Genomic DNA, 17,456 nt, shown 5'->3' with positions numbered 1-17,456 from the left:
GCCGGAGTACCGTCGGTGGCGTGTTTCCCGAGCATCGTCCCCGCCGGTTGCGGACCACGGCGGCGCTGCGGCGCCTCGTCAGCGAGACCACCCTCCGCCCGCGTCAACTGATCCTGCCCATGTTCGTCGCCGAAGGGGCCGACGCCCCGCGGCCGATCGCGAGCATGCCGGGCGTCGTCCAGCACACGCGGGACTCGCTGCGCAAGGCGGCCGTCGAGGCCGTGCGGGCCGGCGTCGGCGGGCTCATGCTGTTCGGCATCCCGGCGCACCGGGACGCCACCGGCTCCGGCGGGATCGACGAGAACGGCATCCTCAACGTCGCCCTGCGCGACCTGCGCGCGGAACTCGGCGACGCGACCGTCCTGATGGCCGACACCTGCCTCGACGAGTTCACCGACCACGGCCACTGCGGCGTCCTCGACGAGAACGGCGCCGTGGACAACGACGCCACCCTGGAGCTTTACGCGGACATGGCCGTCGCCCAGGCCGAAGCCGGCGCGCACATGCTCGGGCCGAGCGGCATGATGGACGGCCAGGTCGGCGTCATCCGCCGGGCGCTCGACGAGGCCGGCCACACCGAGACCGCCATCCTCGCCTACTCCGCGAAGTACGCCAGCGCGTTCTACGGCCCGTTCCGCGAGGCAGTGGACTCCCAGCTCAAGGGCGACCGCAAGACCTACCAGCAGGACCCGGGCAACGCGCGCGAGGCGCTGCGCGAGATCGAGCTGGACGTCGAAGAGGGCGCCGACGCGATCATGATCAAGCCGGCTCTGCCCTACCTGGACATCCTCCGCCAGGCGGCCGACGTCTCCCCGGTGCCGGTGGCGGCGTACAACATCTCCGGCGAGTACGCGATGGTCGAGGCGGCCGCGGCGAACGGCTGGCTGGACCGCGAGCGCACGATCCTCGAGGTGCTGACTTCGATCCGCCGCGCGGGCGCCGACATGATCCTCACGTACTGGGCGACGGAAGCGGCGGCCTGGCTCGACTGAGATCATGACTCGGACCAAGGCGGCCACCGCCCTCAACGCGGCCGTCGCGCGGCAGTAGTCTTCGGGTGTGACCGCAGGGAACGAATCGGACGACGAGCGCCGCGCCCAGGGCCTGCCCCCGGCGCCGAGCCTGCCGGGCGACGAGGTCGAACGGCCCGATCCGCCGAAGCCGGTCCAGGTGTCGGTCTGGCTCTGGGTCGCCTGCGGTGTGCTCTTCGTCCTCGGCTACCTGCTGTTGTTCCTCGGCCGGCAGGTCACCATCGATCGCCTGGTCAGGGAGAACCCCAACCCGCAGATCACGCCCGACCGCATCAGTGACGGTCTCACCGTGCTGTTCGCGGTGCTGCTGGTCGGCTCGGTGTCGTTCGCGGCTCTGTACGTGCTGTTCGCCTGGAAGGCCCGGCAGGGCACCCGGTCGGCCCGCACCATCCTGACGGTCCTGATCGCGATCACCCTGATCTTCCAGATACTCCTGGGCTTCTACACGACCGTCACGTTGATCGCGACGCTGCTCGGCCTCGTCGCGCTCGCGTTGATGTACATCCCCTCCGTGCAGCCGTACTTCCCGAAGGTCGGCCGCCGGTAGCCGTGGCCCGGTACCTGGAGCGCGGAGCGAGCTGGACGGCCCTCGCCTACGGGCCCGGCTTCGCGCTGCTCGGGTTCCTGGCCGAGCTGTTCACCGGCACCACCCACGCCGTCGCGTGGGTGATCGTCGGTCTCGGCCTCGCCGCGATCACCGCGCCCTGGGTCTACGCGCGGCGCCGGTTCCTCACCGTCCAGGTCACCGACGACGCCCTGTGGCAGGGCCGCGAGCGGGTACCGCTGCAGGACATCGCCGAGGTCACCGACGTCGGCGCGCCCACCGGGGCCAGGGTCCTCGGCGGCGGCTGGACCACCCCGAACAAGTACGAAGCCCTGCCGATCCGGCTCACCGACGACACGGTCGTCCTCGCCTGGGCCAAGGACGTCGAGGCGCTGCGGACCGCGCTGCGGGACGCGCGGACGGCATGAGAGGCTGCTCACGTGACTGAACAGGCCCGCCTGAACCAGCCCGCGCGCGCGGTCGTCGCGCTGGCCGAGGTGCTGCTGGCGGCGGTCGCCGTGTGGGGCGCGTTCCAGTTGTGGCCGCACGGCGTGCACACCGTGGTGGTGACGCTCACCGACGGCACCGTCCTGACCAGCACCCGCTGGATCGGCAGCTGGATGTCCGGCGCGATCGGCCTCGGCGTGGTCGCCGGGATCCTGCTGGCCGACGCGGTGCGCCAGATCCTGCTCGCGCTGCGGGTCAAGCGCCGCCGCAAGAGCCGCGAAGGCAGCGGCGACGAGGATGACTTCGGCTACTTCGCCGGACACCTGAACCAGGCCTGACGGGTCTTTTGCAAGACTGGGGTCCGTGACGCGAGAAGTCGACAAGTCCAGGGCATGGTTCGACCGGGCCGCCGCCGTGACACCCGGCGGCGTGAACTCGCCGGTGCGGGCGTTCAACTCCGTAGGCGGCACGCCGCGGTTCATGGTGCGCGGCGAGGGCCCGTACCTGTGGGACGCGGACGGCAACCGGTACGTGGACCTGGTGTCCTCCTGGGGTCCGATGATCCTCGGGCACGCGCACCCGGCGGTCGTCGAAGCCGCGCGGGAGGCCGCCAGCTCGGGCCTGTCGTTCGGCACGCCGACGATCGGTGAGGTCGAGCTGGCCGAGGAGATCATCGACCGCGTCGACCCGGTGCACCAGGTGCGGCTGGTCAACTCCGGCACCGAGGCGACGATGAGCGCGATCCGGCTGGCCCGCGGGTTCACCGGCCGCAGCAAGATCATCAAGTTCGCCGGCTGCTACCACGGCCACGTCGACGCGCTGCTCGCCCAGGCCGGCTCCGGCGTCGCCACGTTCGGCCTGCCGACCTCGCCCGGGGTGACCGGCGCGCAGGCCGCGGACACGATCGTGCTGCCCTACAACGACATCGAGGCCGTGCGGCAGTCCTTCGCGGACAACCCGGACTCGATCGCGGCGATCATCACCGAGGCCGCCGCGGGCAACATGGGCGCCGTCGCGCCCGGCCCCGACTTCAACGCCCAGCTGCGCGACCTCGCGCACGAGCACGGCGCGCTGCTGATCATGGACGAGGTCATGACCGGCTTCCGGGTGTCCCGGTCCGGCTGGTTCGGCATCGAGGGCGTGCCCGGCGACCTCTACACGTTCGGCAAGGTCATGTCCGGCGGCCTGCCCGCTGCGGCGTTCGGCGGCCGCTCCGACGTGATGGCGCGGCTCGCGCCGACCGGCCCGGTCTACCAGGCGGGCACGCTGTCCGGGAACCCGGTCGCGGTGGCCGCCGGCCTGGCCGCCCTGCGCGCGGCCGACGACGAGGTGTACCGCCGCCTGGACGCCAACTCGCAGCGCCTGGGCGCCCTGTTCACCGAGGCCCTGACCAAGGCGGGCGTGCCGCACCACGTGGCCTACGCCGGGAACCTGCTCAGCGTGTTCTTCCGCGAGGAGCCGGTGCGCAACTACCACGACGCCACCAGCACGGACACCTGGCGCTTCCCGCCGTTCTTCCACGCGCTGCTCGAGCGCGGCGTCTACGGTCCGCCGAGCGCGTACGAGGCCTGGTTCGTCAACTCCGTGATGGACGACGCCGCGTTCGAGGTCATCGAGGCCGCGCTACCTGCGGCTGCGCAGGCGGCCCAGAGCGCGGAGGCGCGCCAGTGACGACGATCGTGCACCTGCTGCGGCACGGTGAAGTCCACAACCCGGACGGGATCCTCTACGGCCGGCTGCCCGGCTTCCACCTGTCCGAGCGCGGCCGCCGCCAGGCACTCACCGTGGCCGAGGCGGTCGCCGCCCACGACATCGTCCACGTCGTCTCCTCGCCGCTGCAGCGCGCGCAGGAGACCGCGGCGCCGATCGCCGCGGCCCACCGGCTGGACGTGCAGACCGACGAGCGGCTGATCGAGGCGGGCAACGCGTTCGAGGGCCAGAAGGTCGCCGTCGGCGACGGCGCGCTGCGCCAGCCGCGGCACTGGCCGAAGCTGCGCAACCCGTTCCTGCCGTCCTGGGGCGAGCCGTACGTGGAGATCGCGCACCGGATGCTCGGCGCGGTGCTGCGGGCCCGCTCGAAGGCCGAGGGCCACGAGGCGTTGTGCGTGTCGCACCAGCTGCCGATCTGGACGCTGCGCCGGTTCCTCGAGGCCAAGCCGCTGTGGCACGACCCGCGCCGCCGCCAGTGCTCGCTCGCGTCGCTGACCAGCCTGGTCTTCCAGGGCGAGGAGCTGGTGAAGATCGTCTACAGCGAACCGGCCGGCGCCACCGACCCGAAGGTGACCGGGGCGTGAAGCGGATCCTCGCGGCCGTCCTGGCGAGCGCGTTCGTGCTCGCCGGGTGCAGCACCGGCAAGGACGCGGTGTCCCAGGGCAGCAGCTTCGAGTTCGTCGCGCCGGGCGGCAAGACCGACATCCTCTACGAGGGCGCCGACCGGCAGCCGATCCCGAACCTGTCCGGCGAGGACCTGATGACCGAGGGCAAGACGATCTCGGTCGCGGACTACGCCGGCAAGGTCGTGGTGATCAACATCTGGGGCCAGTGGTGCGCGCCTTGCCGCACCGAGGCGCCGGAGCTGGAGAAGCTGTACCTGGCGCACCAGGCCAAGGGCGTGCAGGTCCTCGGCCTCGACGTGCGCGACGACGACCGTTCGGCGCCGCGGGACTTCGTGCGCAACCGGCAGCTGACCTACCCGTCGATCTACGACCCGCCGGGCCGCAGCCTGCTGCAGCTGTCCGGCTATCCGCGCAACGTCGTGCCGTCCACGATCATCCTGGACAAGCAGCAGCGGGTGGCCGCGGTTTACCTGCGGTCGATCCTGGCGAGCGACATCGAGCCGGTGGTCCAGCGGCTCGCGGCCGAGTAACCCGACCGCAGGAACACCCCGAGCGCCAGCGCGCCGCCGAACAGCAGGAACGCGGTCCCGGCGACCGTCGGCGGGTGCGGCGTGGCGAGCTGCGGCGAGACCCGCGCCCACTGCTGGATCGCCACGGCGGCGGCCGCGGCGGACAGCGTGAGGCCGGTCGCGCCCAGCGCCGCGCCCCACGGCCCGGCGTCGCGCAACACGATCACCAGAACCGCGATCAGGCCGGCCACCTGGACCAGCGGCAGGTTCACCACCTCGGGCCGGGCGGGCAACCAGTCCGCCAGCAGCACGAGCCCGGCCGAGCCGAGCACCCCGGCCGCGGCCGGCAGCGCCCCGGCCCACCAGCGGAAGCGCAGCGCGAGCCACGGCGCGGCGGCGACGAGCGCGCAGCCGAGCAGGAACGCGTAGGACGCGGGACGGCTCAGGTCGACGCGGGTGATTTCCCACACCAGCGGCGCTCCGACCAGCACGGACAGCAACGCGTGGGCACGCAGCGGAATCGTCATGGCCGAAAAGGTATGGTGCGGACCACGGCGCCGGCTTCGGTCGAAGGGCTAGCCGTCCTCGGCCGATCGGCCGAGACCATCCCGGTGAACTCACACCGAACTCACTGCTTACCCTCGAACCGTGAACTCCGTGACCGAGCTGGCGACCTCCGGGCCGCTGCTGCTCGCCGCCGGGGTCGCCCTGCTCGCCGGCGCCATCTCGTTCGCCTCGCCGTGCGTCGTCCCGCTCGTGCCGGGTTACCTCGCCTACCTCGCCGCGCTGGTCGGCGCCGACGCCCCGGCCGTCACCGCGGACGAGGACCGCAAGAAGGGCCGGTACGCGGTCGTCGGCGCGGCCGGCCTGTTCGTGCTCGGCTTCACCGTCGTCTTCGCCGCCGGGGTCGGCAGCCTGGTGTGGCTCGCCGACGCCCTGCTGGTCAACCAGGACCTGCTGCAGCGCGTCGGCGGTGTGGTGACCATCGCGATGGCCCTGGTCTTCCTCGGTCTCATCCCGGCCCTGCAGCGCGACGTCCGGTCGCACCGCGTACCGCGCGGCGGCCTGCTCGGCGCGCCGCTGCTGGGCGCGGTGTTCGGGCTCGGCTGGACGCCGTGCATCGGCCCGACGCTGTCCGGGGTGCTCGCGCTGGCAGCGGGCACCGGCTCCAGCGGCGCCCGCGGGTTCCTGCTGGTCCTGGTCTACTGCCTGGGCCTCGGCCTGCCGTTCCTGCTCATCGCGTTCGGCGCGCGCTGGGCCGTGCGGGCCACCGACTGGCTGCGCCGCAACGGCCGCCGCGTCCAGATCTTCGGCGGCGGGCTGCTCCTCGTCGTCGGGGTCCTGCTGGTCACCGGCCTGTGGGGCGAGCTGGTCAGCTGGCTGCGCGACGCCTTCGTCACGGACACGGTGCTGCCGCTGTGACCGCCACCGAAGCGCCCCCGGAGCCCAAGCCCTACCGCGACTCGCCCGGCAAGCGGGTCCTGGCGTTCCTGCGCAACACCTGGCGCGGCCTCACCGCGATGCGTACCGCGCTGATCCTGCTGTTCCTGCTCGCGCTCGCCGCGCTGCCCGGCGCCCTGCTGCCGCAGCGCACGCTCAACGCCCCGAAGACCGAGCAGTACATCGCCGACCACGGCTGGTGGGGCACGCTGCTGGACCGCCTGCAGTTCTTCGACGTCTACTCCAGCGTCTGGTTCTCGGCGATCTACCTGCTGCTGATGATCTCGTTGGTCGGCTGCCTGCTGCCGCGCAGCGTCGAGTACTTGAAGTCGATGCGCGCCAAGCCGGTGCTGACCCCGCGCAACCTGTCCCGGCTGCCGCACTTCGCCAAGGCCACCACCCCGCGCGACCCGGACGAGGTCCTGGCCGCCGCCCGCACCCGGCTCAAGGGCTGGCGCGCGGTCGAGCGGGAAGAGGACGGCGGCGCCCGCACGATCAGCGCCGAGCGCGGCTACCTCCGCGAGACCGGCAACCTGGTCTTCCACTTCGGGATGCTCGGGCTGATCATCGCCTTCGCGCTGGGCAAGATGTACACCTACGAGGGCCAGGTGATCGTCCAGGCCAACGGGTCCCAGTTCTGCAACTCCGGGATCTACGCCTACGACTCGTTCAGCCCCGGCCTGCGCGTCGACGGCACCGACCTCAACCCGTTCTGCGTCAAGGTCGACGACTTCAGCGCCGAGTTCACCGAGGCCGGCCAGCCCGTCCAGTACAAGTCGCACGTCCAGTACCAAGCGGGCGCGGACCTGGAGACCGGCACCTGGCGCGACTACCTGCTCGAGGTCAACTCGCCGCTGCGGCTGGCCGGCGACCGCGTCTACCTGCTCGGCAACGGCTACTCGCCGATCTTCACGATCACCTGGGCGGACGGCACCACCCGCACGCAGGCCACGCAGTGGCGCCCGACCGACCCCACCGGGACGCTGAACGAGGGCGCGACCAAGTTCGACCCGCCGAACATCACCGACCCGTTCGAGCGGCGCACCAAGCAGCTCGCGGTCACCGGCCTGTTCGCGCCGGACGGTCTGCTGCACGGCGGCGTGCTGACCGGCGGCGGGCCGGAGATGACCAACCCGATGGTCGCGGTCGACGTGATGCGCGGCGACCTGGGCCTCGACTCCGGGCAGAGCCAGTCGATCTTCTCCATCGACCAGTCCATGGTGGACGACGGCCGCCTCACCCGGGTGGCCCGCTCGAACCTGAACGTCGGCCAGTCGGTCACCCTCGACGACGGCACGGTGGTGCGGTTCGACGGGGTGCAGCGCTTCGTGTCGCTGCAGATTTCACACGACCCGACGCAGACGTACGTGCTCGGGTTCGCCGTCGCGATGTTCCTCGGCCTCGGGTTGTCGTTGCTGATCAAACGCCGCAGGCTGTGGGTGCGGGTCGTCCCGGGCGCCGAGGCCGGGACGGGTACCGTGGTCGAGGTGGGCGGGCTCGCCCGCACCGACCAGGCGGGCTACGGCGAGGAGTTCACCCGGATCGCGGAAGAGCTGCTCACGGGCAAACGGAGGTAAGCGGAAATGCCGGGCGCTGCTGTTAACGCAACGTTGTCCCAGTACAGCGACTGGTCCTACACGACAGCGACCGCCATTTACGTACTGGCGCTGGTCTTCTTCCTCATCGAACAGTCCTTCGGCGCCAAGGGGCGCCGCGCGGCCGAGCGCACCCGGGAGCGGGCCCGCGAACTGGTCGGCGCCGGCGGCCCGGACACCACCGAGTCCGTCACCCCTCCGGCTGAAACTCCCGCGACCCGCGCCGCCCGTGGCCGCGCCGAGCGGATCGGCCGCATGGGCGCTTCGCTCGCGGTCCTCGGCGCGCTGCTGCACCTGGCCGCGCTGGTGCTGCGCGGTGTGGCGACGCACCGCGTGCCGTGGGGCAACATGTACGAATACATCATGGCGGTGACGTTCATCGCCGTGGTGACCTGGCTCGTGGTGATCCGCAAGTTCCCGGCCCGCCACCTGTCCGGCTTCCTGCTGCTGCCGGTCGTGATCCTGATGTTCGTCGGCGGCACGATGCTCTACACCGTGGCCGCGCCGGTCCAGCCCGCGCTGCAGTCGTACTGGCTGGTCATCCACGTGTCCGCGGCGGCCGCGTCGTCCGGCATCTTCCTGGTGCCCGGCGTCGCCAGCATCCTGTACCTGATCCGCACCGCGCACGAGCGCGACCCGAAGCGCTTCGCCCGGTTCGGCTCGCGGCTGCCGGCCGCGGACGTGCTCGACCGCATCGCCTACCGCACCACCGTGTTCGCGTTCCCGCTGTTCACCTTCGGCGTGCTGTGCGGCGCGGTGTGGGCCGAGGCCGCGTGGGGCCGGTTCTGGGGCTGGGACCCGAAGGAGACCACCGCGTTCATCGCGTGGGTCGTCTACGCCGCCTACCTGCACTCGCGGGCCACGGCGGGCTGGCGCGGCACCCGCGCCGCGGTCATCAACACCCTCGGGTTCGCGGTGACGGTGTTCAACCTGTTCTTCGTCAACCTCGTCACCACGGGCCTGCATTCCTACGCCGGGGTCGGCTGATGACCGAGCCGCGCGAACCCGAGTCCTACTTCTCCGACGAACGAACCGACTCCACCTCGCACCCGGCTCCTCCGCCGCCGCGGCCCCAGCAGCCCGGCTACGACCCGAACCTGCCCCCGCTGCAGCAGCAGTACGGGCAGCCGCAGTACCCGTACCCGCCGCTGCCGCAGCCCTCGCGGCCGCGGCACGCGGCCCCCGAGCGTGCCGTGCGACCGCCGAAGCGCGTGCCCCAGTCCGGCTGGCGCAAGGCGGTCTACCTGGCCTCCGGCAAGCTGATCAACCCGGGGGAGAGCCCGCAGGAGCAGCGGCAGCGTGAGCTGGTCGCGCGGGTGAACCAGCCGCTTCGCGGGTGCTTCCGGATCGCGATGCTGAGCCTGAAGGGCGGGGTCGGCAAGACCACGATCACCACCACGCTCGGCTCGACGTTCGCCGCGCTGCGCGGGGACCGGGTGATCGCGGTCGACGCGAACCCGGACCGCGGCACGCTGTCGCAGAAGATCCCGATCGAGACCACGGCGACGGTGCGGCACCTGCTGCGGGACGCGGACAAGATCACCCGCTACAGCGACGTCCGCGCCTACACCTCACAGGGGTCGAGCCGGCTGGAGATCCTCGCCAGCGAGCAGGACCCGGCCGTGTCGGAGGCGTTCTCGGAGAGCGACTACCTGCGCACGGTCAACCTGCTGGAGCACTTCTACAACATCGTGCTCACCGACTGCGGCACCGGTTTGATGCACTCGGCCATGAAGGGCGTGCTGGATGCGGCCGACGCGCTGGTCGTGGTGTCGTCGGGTTCGGTGGACGGTTCGCGCAGCGCGTCGGCCACTCTGGACTGGCTGGACGCCCACGGCTACGGCGACCTGGTGAAACGGTCGGTGACCGTGATCAACTCGGTGCGCCCGAAGGCCGGTTCGGTGGACCTGGACAAGCTGGCCGCGCACTTCGCGGCGCGGACCAGGGCGGTGTGCCGGATCCCGTTCGACCCGCACCTGGAAGAGGGCGCGGAGATCGAGCTGGAGCGCCTGACGCCGGAGACGCGGATGGCGCTGCTGGAACTCGCCGCCACGATGGCGGACGCGTTCCCGGGGAAGCGGTAGATCAGTCCTCGTCGGACTTGGGCGGCTTCTGCTCGCCCAGCTTGCGCAGGAACTCGGGGTCGTCGTCCGGTGGGACGGTCGCTCGCGAGGACACTCCGACGTGCTCGGGGCCGAAGGCCCGCCACAACAGGACAGCGATGGTGAGCGCTCCGATCGCTGCGAGCAGGTAGATCATCCCCGCTCCCTTCCGAGTGCGTTGGCGCGGAACTGCTGTACCGAGGGTAACCCCTCGGGCGTGAGTTCTCCTTGACGCGCTCGGGCCCCGCGGGTCCGGCTGGGCCGGTCCGCGGGGTTCGCACCGCCTCGTCAGACGCGGGACGGCTCGCTCGCGTCCGTGGTGAGCTCGGCCAGCAGGGCGTTGACCTCGGACTCCCGGAACCGCCGGTGCCCGCCGGGGGTGCGGATCGAGCCGATGCGGCCCGCGGTCGCCCACCGGGTCACGGTCTTCGGGTCGACCCGGAACAACGCGGCGACTTCGCCGGGCGTCAGCAGGCGCCCTCCCGTGCTAGCGGTCATTTTCCGCCTCCTTAACGACCAAGGTGCTAAACCGGAGGTCGAAGCCCCGGTTCGATCAACACGGCAATCGTGGCATCTCACCCGCCAGGTACTCGAACGGTTGTCAATAGGTAAAGGGGTAGTAATGGACAAAACGCCCAGCTTGCGCACGCTAAGCAACTGGCGCGGCGGTGGTGGGCGCCTGTGGGTAAAGGCACCTTAGGCTGGCGTCCGTGGATGCGCTGGACCGCAAGATCATCGCCGCGTTGCGCCTGAACGGCCGTGCCACCTACGCGGAGCTGGGCAGAACCGTGGGGCTGTCCGCGTCGTCCGTGCACGAGCGCGTCGGCAAGCTCGAAGCGGCCGGCGTGATCACCGGTTACCACGCGACGGTCAACCCGAGCACCGTCGGATTGGGGGTGACCGCGCTGGTCGGCATCCAGCCCACCGACACCGCCGACGACAACGACGTGGCCAAGGAACTGGGCGCGCTGCCCGAGGTGGAGAGCTGCTACGCGGTCGCCGGCGACGAGGCGTTCGTGGTGAAGGTCCGGGTGCCGACGGTCGACGAGCTGGAGCACACCCTGGGGCGGTTGCGGCGGATCGGCGGGGTGGCGCGCACGCGGACCACGGTGGTGCTGTCCACGCGGTTCGAGGGGCGGCCGAACAACACGGTGCTCGAAGACCCGCCCGCCACCGGCGCGTAGGCTCCTCAGACGTGAGCGAGACCCGTACTCATCTGGGCCGCGACCTGACGCTTTACCTGCTCGCGCGGTTCGGGCTGATCGTCGTCGTGGCGGCTGTGCTCGTCCTGGTGAAGGTGCCGCTGCTGGTCGCCATCGCCGTCGGGGTGGTGGTCGGCCTGCCGGTGGGGCTGCTGGCGTTCCGCGGGCTGAACGCGCGGGTCACCGCCGGGCTGGCGGCGCGCAACGAGCACCGCGCGCGCGAGCGGGCGAAGCTGCGGGCCCAGCTGAGGGGCGAGGATGCCGCCGACGAATAGGGCGTGGGTGCGCGAAGCGATCCGCCTCATCGAGGCCGACGCGAACCGCAGCGCCGACACGCACCTGCACTGCTTCCCGCTGCCGCCCGAGTGGGGCGTGGACCTGTACCTGAAGGACGAGTCGGTGCACCCGACCGGCTCGCTCAAGCACCGGCTGGCCCGGTCGCTGCTGCTGTACGCGCTGGTCAACGGCCAGATCGGGCCGGACACCACGTTGATCGAGGCCTCCAGCGGCTCGACCGCGGTGTCCGAGGCGTACTTCGCCCGGATGCTCGGCCTGGACTTCGTGACGGTGGTGCCGCGCAAGACCAGCCAGGAGAAGATCGAGCTGATCGAGTTCTACGGCGGCCGGTGCCACTTCGTGGACGTCCCGTCCGCGATGTACAGCGAGGCCGAGCGGCTCGCCGCGGAGTGCGGCGGGCACTACCTGGACCAGTTCACCTACGCCGAGCGGGCGACGGACTGGCGCGGCAACAACAACATCGCGGAGTCGGTGTTCGCCCAGATGCGCGCCGAACGGCACCCGGTCCCGTCGTGGATCGTGGTCGGCGCGGGCACGGGCGGCACGAGCGCGACCTTCGGCCGGTACGTGCGCTACCGGCGGCACACCACGAAGATCGCGGTGGCCGACCCGGAGAACTCGTCGTTCTACGGCGCGTGGCAGACCGGCGCCATGGACTACACCACGGGGATGCCGTCGCGCATCGAGGGCATCGGACGGCCGCGGGTGGAGCCGTCCTTCGTGCCGACGGTGATCGACCACATGATCCAGGTCCCGGACGCCGCGTCGATGGCGGCGATCAGGTTGTTGCGGGAGCGCACCGGCCACTGGGCGGGCGGCTCGACGGGCACGGCGCTGTACGCGGCGTTCGAGATCATCGCGAGCATGCTCGAGGCGGGCCAGGTGGGCAGCGTGGTAACCCTCATCTGCGACGGCGGCGAGCGATACGCGCACACGTACTACAACGACGAGTGGATCACCCAGCAGGGCTTCGACCTGGCCCCGCACACCGCGCGCATGGAACGTTTCCTCGCAACGGGCAAGTGGGTCAGCTGATCGCGAGCCCCACGGCGGTGAGCACCGACCAGGCCAGCATCGCCAACCCGGTGTCCTTCAGCACCGGGATCAGCCCGGGCCCCGTCCCGCCGCCGGTGATCGCCCGCACCGGCGTCCGCAGCAGCAGCGCGGTCACCAGCGCGATCAGCGGCCAGGGGTGCCACACCGCCAGCAGCACCGTCACCACGTACGGCACCGCGATCAGCGTCAGGTAGAACCGCCGCGTCCCGGCGTCGCCCAGGCGGACGGCGAGCGTCACCTTCCCGGCCACCTCGTCGGTCGGGATGTCCCGCAGGTTGTTCGCCACCAGCACGGCCATCGAGAAGCACCCGACGGCCACCGCGGCCCCCAGCGCCTCCCAGCTGATCCGCCCGGCCTGCACGTACACCGTCCCCAGCACGGCGGCCAGGCCGAAGAAGATGAACACCGCGACCTCGCCGAGCCCGGCGTAACCGTAGGGCTTGCGGCCGCCGGTGTAGAACCAGGCGCCGAGGATGCACGCCGCGCCCATCGCGATCAGCCACCACCGCCCGGTGACCGCCACCAGCACCAGCCCGACCACCCCGGCCACGCCGAAGCAGGTCAAGGCCGCGGTCAGCACGAGCTTCGGCGCCGCCGCACCGGAGCCGACCAGGCGCAACGGCCCGACCCGGTCGGCATCCGTGCCGCGGATGCCGTCGGAGTAGTCGTTGGCGAAGTTGACGCCGATGATCAGCGCGAGCGCCACGAGGAGCGCGAGCAGCGATTGCCACCAGGTGAACGCCCCCAGCTGGATCGTCGCCCCCACACCAGCCACCACCGGGGCCACGGCGTTGGGCAGCGTCCGCGGCCGGGCCCCCTCGATCCACTCCGTCACAGTCGCCATGACTGCATTCTGGTCGAGCGCGCCTACTCCCCGACGACCGGGACGGACCAGGTGAGCGTGCCGGAGTCCGGCAGCGGCGGATCGGCCGCCGCCGTGCCGGCTACGGCGAGGACGGCGAACGCGGCTCCGACGGCCGCGACCAGGAGACGTTTCAGCGAGATCATGGGCTAACTGAAAGACGGTCCGCGCCCGATGTCAACCAACCGGGGGAAAAATCTGCTCCGCGACCGCTGTCCGGTCGATTTTGCCCGGCCCGCGCAGCGGGAGTGTGGTAACGAACTCGACCCGCTTCGGCACGGCCGCGGCACCCGCGGACGCCCGCACCGCCGCCCGCAGCTCGTCCACGCTCGGCGCCTCGCCCTCGGCCACGACCGCGGCGGCGACGACCTGGCCCCACTCGGCGTCCGGCAACCCGACCACACAGGTCTCCCGCACCCCCGGCAGGGCTGTGATCAGGCGTTCCACCGCCGCCGCGGACACCTTGACCCCGCCGGTGTTGATCACGTCGTCGAGGCGGCCGAGGACTTCGAGGCGCCCGTCGCGCAGCTGCCCGCGGTCCCCGGTGCGGAACCAGCGCCCGTCGAAGGCCTCGGCGGTGAGGTCGGGACGCAGCCGGTAGCCGTGGGTCAGGACCGGCCCGGCGATGAGGATCCGGCCGTCGTCGGCGATCCGCACGTCGACCCCGTCGAGCGGGACGCCGTCGTAGACGCAGCCGCTCGCGGTCTCGCTCATCCCGTAGGACGGGACGATCCGCACGCCCGCCTCGGCGGCGCGGGCACGCAGGGCCGGGGTGGTGGCGGCGGCGCCGAGGATGATCGCGTCGAACGCCTTGGCCGCGTCCAGGCCGGGGCCGCCGGCGTCGAGCAGGCGGGTCAGCTGGGTCGGGACCATCGCGGTGTAGCGCGGCCCGTCCCCGGCGAGCACCGGCCGCGCGGCCTCGGCGAAGCGTTCCGCCCGGAACGGTCCAGGCGGCAGCACGGCGAACGGCTGCCCGGCGAGCATCGACCGGACCAGCACCTGCAGGCCGCCGATGTAGTTCGCCGGGGTCGCCAGCAGCCAGCGGCCCGGCCCGCCGAGCCGGGCGTGCGTGGCGGCCGCCGACGCCTGCAGCGCCTCGGCGGACAGCAGCACGCCCTTGGGTTCGCCGGTGGACCCCGAGGTCGCGATGATCACCGCGGTGCCCGGCTCCACCGGCTCGTCCGGCCGCATCCCGGCCAGCAATCCGGCGGCCTTGGGATCACCGGCGTCGAGGGGTAGCACCGCCTCGCCCCCGTCGAGCGCCGCGGCGACCGCCCCGGCCAGCTCGTCGATCGATTCCGGGCCCCGCAGCCAGACCTCGCGCACGCTCACCTCAGTAGTAGTAGGGGAACGCCGACCAGTCGGGGTCCCGCTTCTCCAGGAACGCGTCCCGGCCCTCGACCGCCTCGTCCTGCATGTAGGCCAGACGGGTGGTTTCGCCGGCGAACACCTGCTGCCCGACCAGCCCGTCGTCGATCAGGTTGAACGAGTACTTCAGCATCCGCTGGGCGGTCGGCGACTTGCCGAGGATCTCCCAGCCCCACCGCAGCGCCTCGGCCTCCAGCTCGGCGTGCGGCACGACCGCGTTGACCGCGCCCATCCGGTGCATCTGCTCGGCGTCGTACTCCCGGCCGAGGAAGAAGATCTCCCGCGCGAACTTCTGCCCCACCTCGCGGGCCAGGTAGGCCGAGCCGAACCCGCCGTCGAACGAGCCCACGTCGGCGTCGGTCTGCTTGAACCGCGCGTGCTCGGCGGAGGCGAGCGTGAGATCGCACACCACGTGCAGCGAGTGCCCGCCACCGGCGGCCCAGCCCGGGACCACCGCGATCACGACCTTCGGCATGAACCTGATCAGCCGCTGGACCTCGAGGATGTGCAGTCGGCCGGCCCGCGCGGGGTCGACCGTGTCGGAGGTCTCGCCGCTTGCGTACTGATAGCCGGACCGACCGCGAATACGCTGGTCACCACCGGAACAGAACGCCCACCCACCGTCCTTCGGCGAGGGACCGTTCCCCGTCAGGAGGACGCAGCCGACATCTGAGCTCATCCGCGCGTGGTCGAGAGCGCGGTAGAGCTCGTCGACGGTGTGCGGGCGGAAGGCGTTGCGAACCTCGGGGCGGTCGAACGCGACGCGCACGACGCGTTTGCCGGAGCGGGCCTCGACGGAACGGTGATAGGTGATGTCGGTGAAACCGAAACCCTCGATTTCGGTCCAGGCGGACGGGTCGAACAGCTCGGAAACCTGGGCGTCATGCACGTTTGGGAGAATAGGCCGTGTGACTGTGGTGACGGGTGACACGCCGGGCGGTGCCCGGTGAATCCGTCGACCGCGCAGGCCAAGGTCATCGTGGACGAACTCGTCCGCAACACCGTCTCCCACGTGGTGCTCTGCCCGGGCTCGCGCAACGCGCCGCTGTCGCTGGCGCTGCACGCCGCGGCCGCCGCGGGACGCCTCCAGCTGCACGTCCGCATCGACGAGCGGGGCGCCGGTTTCCTGGCCCTCGGCATCGCGGCGCGCACCGGGCGCCCGGTCGCCGTGGTGTGCACCAGCGGCACCGCGGCGGCGAACTTCCACCCCGCGGTCCTGGAGGCCGACCGGGCCGGGGTGCCGCTGATCGTGCTGACCGCCGACCGCCCGCCGGAGCTGCGCGCCGCGGGCGCGAACCAGGTCATCGAGCAGCAGCGGCTCTACGGCGGGGCGGTCCGCTACTTCGACGAGCTGGCCGTCGCCGAGCGGCGCGGCGGGCAGAACGCGTACTGGCGCAGCCAGATCTGCCGGGCCTGGAACGCGGCCTACGGCGAGTGGCGCTGCGGCCCGGTGCACCTGAACGTCCCGTTCCGCGAGCCGCTGGTGCCCGACGGCGACGACGAGTGGTACGAGTCGCTGGAGGGCCGCCCCGGCGGGGAGCGGTGGACCGAGCTGCCGGACTTCGGCGCGCTGCCGTCGTTCGTGGTGCCCTCGGCCCGGTGCGGCCTGGTCATCGCGTGCGACAGCGGGGTGCGGGCCGCCGGCGAATGGGGGGAGCAGCACGGCTGGCCGGTGATCTCGGAGACCGGCGGCCTCGGGCTGCTCGGGTCGTCGGCGATCTCCTCCGGCGTGTGGCTGCTCGGCGCGGAGGAGTTCATCCGGCGGCACAAGCCGGAGCAGGTGCTGTGCCTGGGCCGGCCGACGGTGTTCCGGCAGATCCAGCAGTTGCTGTCGGACGCCGACGTCGAGGTGCTGCTGGTGCGGCCGGACTCGGACTGGCCCGCGCCCGCGCACAACGTGCGGCAGGTCGGGCAGTGGTTCGACTCGCCGACCAAGCCCGCCGATCCGGACTGGCTGGCCGCGTGGCAGCGAGCGGACGCGCTGGCGAACGAAGCCGTCGGCCGGGCGTTGCGGCGCGAGCAGTGGCCGAGCGGGCTGCGGCTGGCGTCGGAGCTGGTCGACGCCCTGCCGCCGGACGCGCTGCTGGTGGTCGGCTCGTCCAACCCGGCGCGGGACGTGGCGCTGGCCGGGCGGATGCGGCCGGACATCCTGGTGCACCGCAACCGCGGCGTGGCGGGCATCGACGGCACGGTGTCGACGGCGATCGGCGCGGCGTCGGTGCACCGCGGGCAGTCCTACGCGCTGCTCGGTGACCTGACGTTCCTGCACGATGTGAACGGTCTGCTGGCCGGCCCGGCGGACACCCGGCCGGACCTGACGATCGTGGTGCTCAACGACGACGGCGGCGGGATCTTCTCGCTGCTGGAGCAGGGGGCGCCCGAGCACCGGGACGCGTTCGAGCACGTGTTCGGCACCCCGCACGGCGCGGACCTGTCGGCGCTGTGCGCGGGGTTCGGCATCCCGCACGTGCGCGCCGGCACGATCGAGGAGTTCCGCGAGGCGCTGCGCCCGACGCCCGGCCTGCGGGTGGTCGAGGTGCAGGTGGACCGCACCCGCCACCGCGACCTGCACGCGCGCATCCGCACGGCGGTGTCGAGCGCTCTCTCCTGACCTCCGCCACGCCCGCCCCGGAGTGGTCAACTCGCCTCAGTCAGTGGGAACCTTCT

Annotated in this window: 22 protein-coding genes; 15 read left to right on the top strand and 7 right to left on the bottom strand. The window is 72.0% G+C overall.

Annotated features, from left to right (window positions below; genetic code table 11):
* Nucleotides 1-20: 20 nt before the first annotated feature.
* From hemB to IE290_RS16495, 7 genes are all read left to right on the top strand, one after another.
* Nucleotides 21-992 (top strand): porphobilinogen synthase, encoded by a 972-nt coding sequence (gene hemB, locus IE290_RS16525; protein WP_191245455.1) that lies wholly within the window; start codon nt 21-23, stop codon nt 990-992.
* Between the two features lie 67 nt (nt 993-1,059).
* Nucleotides 1,060-1,578, top strand: a complete 519-nt coding sequence (locus IE290_RS16520; RefSeq protein WP_191245454.1) for a hypothetical protein — start codon at nt 1,060-1,062, stop codon at nt 1,576-1,578.
* Nucleotides 1,579-1,580: 2 nt separating this feature from the next.
* The gene (gene mce1N / locus IE290_RS16515) at nt 1,581-2,003 is read left to right on the top strand and encodes a transport-regulating membrane protein Mce1N (RefSeq protein ID WP_191245453.1); all 423 of its coding nucleotides are present in this window, start codon (nt 1,581-1,583) and stop codon (nt 2,001-2,003) included.
* A 12-nt stretch (nt 2,004-2,015) separates the two neighbouring features.
* A complete protein-coding gene (locus IE290_RS16510; protein ID WP_191245452.1) occupies nt 2,016-2,360 on the top strand; it encodes a hypothetical protein in 345 nt (114 codons plus the stop codon).
* 25 nt (nt 2,361-2,385) lie between these two features.
* On the top strand, nt 2,386-3,693 hold the full coding sequence (gene hemL / locus IE290_RS16505; protein WP_191245451.1) for a glutamate-1-semialdehyde 2,1-aminomutase: 1,308 nt from the start codon (nt 2,386-2,388) through the stop codon (nt 3,691-3,693).
* Nucleotides 3,690-4,316, top strand: coding sequence for a histidine phosphatase family protein (locus IE290_RS16500; protein ID WP_191245450.1), 627 nt, complete (start codon nt 3,690-3,692; stop codon nt 4,314-4,316). The genes hemL and IE290_RS16500 overlap by 4 nt, the downstream gene beginning before the upstream one ends.
* A complete protein-coding gene (locus tag IE290_RS16495) occupies nt 4,313-4,888 on the top strand; it encodes a TlpA family protein disulfide reductase (RefSeq protein ID WP_191245449.1) in 576 nt (191 codons plus the stop codon). The genes IE290_RS16500 and IE290_RS16495 overlap by 4 nt, the downstream gene beginning before the upstream one ends.
* Here the strand turns inward: IE290_RS16495 and IE290_RS16490 are convergent.
* Complete coding sequence (locus IE290_RS16490) at nt 4,825-5,394, bottom strand: hypothetical protein (protein ID WP_191245448.1); 570 nt, start codon at nt 5,392-5,394, stop codon at nt 4,825-4,827. The genes IE290_RS16495 and IE290_RS16490 overlap by 64 nt on opposite strands.
* 121 nt (nt 5,395-5,515) lie before the next feature.
* On the opposite strand from IE290_RS16490, the gene IE290_RS16485 reads away from it, so the two are divergent.
* From IE290_RS16485 to IE290_RS16470, 4 genes are read left to right on the top strand one after another with little or no spacing between them, the layout of a single operon-like run.
* Nucleotides 5,516-6,289, top strand: a complete 774-nt coding sequence (locus IE290_RS16485) for a cytochrome c biogenesis CcdA family protein (RefSeq protein ID WP_017986418.1) — start codon at nt 5,516-5,518, stop codon at nt 6,287-6,289.
* Nucleotides 6,286-7,884: a cytochrome c biogenesis protein ResB gene (resB, locus tag IE290_RS16480; protein ID WP_191245447.1), complete on the top strand. Its 1,599-nt coding sequence runs from the start codon at nt 6,286-6,288 to the stop codon at nt 7,882-7,884. The genes IE290_RS16485 and resB overlap by 4 nt, the downstream gene beginning before the upstream one ends.
* A 6-nt stretch (nt 7,885-7,890) precedes the next feature.
* A complete protein-coding gene (gene ccsB, locus IE290_RS16475) occupies nt 7,891-8,889 on the top strand; it encodes a c-type cytochrome biogenesis protein CcsB (protein ID WP_191245446.1) in 999 nt (332 codons plus the stop codon).
* A complete protein-coding gene (locus IE290_RS16470; RefSeq protein ID WP_191245445.1) occupies nt 8,889-9,986 on the top strand; it encodes a MinD/ParA family ATP-binding protein in 1,098 nt (365 codons plus the stop codon). The genes ccsB and IE290_RS16470 overlap by 1 nt, the downstream gene beginning before the upstream one ends.
* A gap of 1 nt (nt 9,987) precedes the next feature.
* Here the strand turns inward: IE290_RS16470 and IE290_RS16465 are convergent, their stop codons facing one another.
* Together IE290_RS16465 and IE290_RS16460 are read right to left on the bottom strand one after the other, a co-directional pair.
* Entirely contained in the window at nt 9,988-10,161 is a 174-nt protein-coding gene (locus IE290_RS16465) for a hypothetical protein (protein ID WP_191245444.1), read from the bottom strand.
* A gap of 131 nt (nt 10,162-10,292) precedes the next feature.
* Nucleotides 10,293-10,502: a BldC family transcriptional regulator gene (locus tag IE290_RS16460; RefSeq protein WP_191245443.1), complete on the bottom strand. Its 210-nt coding sequence runs from the start codon at nt 10,500-10,502 to the stop codon at nt 10,293-10,295.
* Nucleotides 10,503-10,714: 212 nt separating this feature from the next.
* Between IE290_RS16460 and IE290_RS16455 the strand changes: the two genes are divergently transcribed.
* The 3 genes from IE290_RS16455 to cds1 are packed head-to-tail and all read left to right on the top strand — an operon-like array spanning nt 10,715 to nt 12,538.
* On the top strand, nt 10,715-11,188 hold the full coding sequence (locus tag IE290_RS16455) for an Lrp/AsnC family transcriptional regulator (protein ID WP_191245442.1): 474 nt from the start codon (nt 10,715-10,717) through the stop codon (nt 11,186-11,188).
* 11 nt (nt 11,189-11,199) lie between these two features.
* A complete protein-coding gene (locus tag IE290_RS16450; RefSeq protein WP_191245441.1) occupies nt 11,200-11,481 on the top strand; it encodes a DUF4229 domain-containing protein in 282 nt (93 codons plus the stop codon).
* Nucleotides 11,465-12,538 (top strand): L-cysteine desulfhydrase Cds1, encoded by a 1,074-nt coding sequence (gene cds1, locus IE290_RS16445; protein WP_191245440.1) that lies wholly within the window; start codon nt 11,465-11,467, stop codon nt 12,536-12,538. The genes IE290_RS16450 and cds1 overlap by 17 nt, the downstream gene beginning before the upstream one ends.
* Here cds1 and IE290_RS16440 read toward each other — a convergent pair.
* Genes IE290_RS16440 through IE290_RS16425 form a run of 4 tightly spaced genes read right to left on the bottom strand, consistent with a single transcriptional unit; the run spans nt 12,531 to nt 15,678 of the window.
* A complete protein-coding gene (locus tag IE290_RS16440) occupies nt 12,531-13,403 on the bottom strand; it encodes a 1,4-dihydroxy-2-naphthoate polyprenyltransferase (RefSeq protein WP_191245439.1) in 873 nt (290 codons plus the stop codon). The genes cds1 and IE290_RS16440 overlap by 8 nt on opposite strands.
* A 23-nt stretch (nt 13,404-13,426) precedes the next feature.
* Nucleotides 13,427-13,567, bottom strand: a complete 141-nt coding sequence (locus tag IE290_RS16435; RefSeq protein WP_191245438.1) for a hypothetical protein — start codon at nt 13,565-13,567, stop codon at nt 13,427-13,429.
* A 31-nt stretch (nt 13,568-13,598) separates the two neighbouring features.
* A complete protein-coding gene (menE, locus tag IE290_RS16430) occupies nt 13,599-14,747 on the bottom strand; it encodes an o-succinylbenzoate--CoA ligase (protein ID WP_191245768.1) in 1,149 nt (382 codons plus the stop codon).
* Between the two features lie 7 nt (nt 14,748-14,754).
* Nucleotides 14,755-15,678, bottom strand: a complete 924-nt coding sequence (locus IE290_RS16425) for a 1,4-dihydroxy-2-naphthoyl-CoA synthase (protein WP_191245437.1) — start codon at nt 15,676-15,678, stop codon at nt 14,755-14,757.
* Between the two features lie 57 nt (nt 15,679-15,735).
* Between IE290_RS16425 and menD the strand changes: the two genes are divergently transcribed.
* Nucleotides 15,736-17,400, top strand: coding sequence for a 2-succinyl-5-enolpyruvyl-6-hydroxy-3-cyclohexene-1-carboxylic-acid synthase (gene menD / locus IE290_RS16420; RefSeq protein ID WP_191245436.1), 1,665 nt, complete (start codon nt 15,736-15,738; stop codon nt 17,398-17,400).
* Nucleotides 17,401-17,456 lie beyond the last annotated feature (56 nt).

Origin of the sequence: Amycolatopsis deserti (assembly GCF_014653945.1) — a bacterium.
GTDB lineage: Bacteria > Actinomycetota > Actinomycetes > Mycobacteriales > Pseudonocardiaceae > Amycolatopsis_E > Amycolatopsis_E deserti.
Note: the sequence above shows the minus strand (reverse complement) of the source record. Positions and strands in the feature narration are given on the sequence as shown.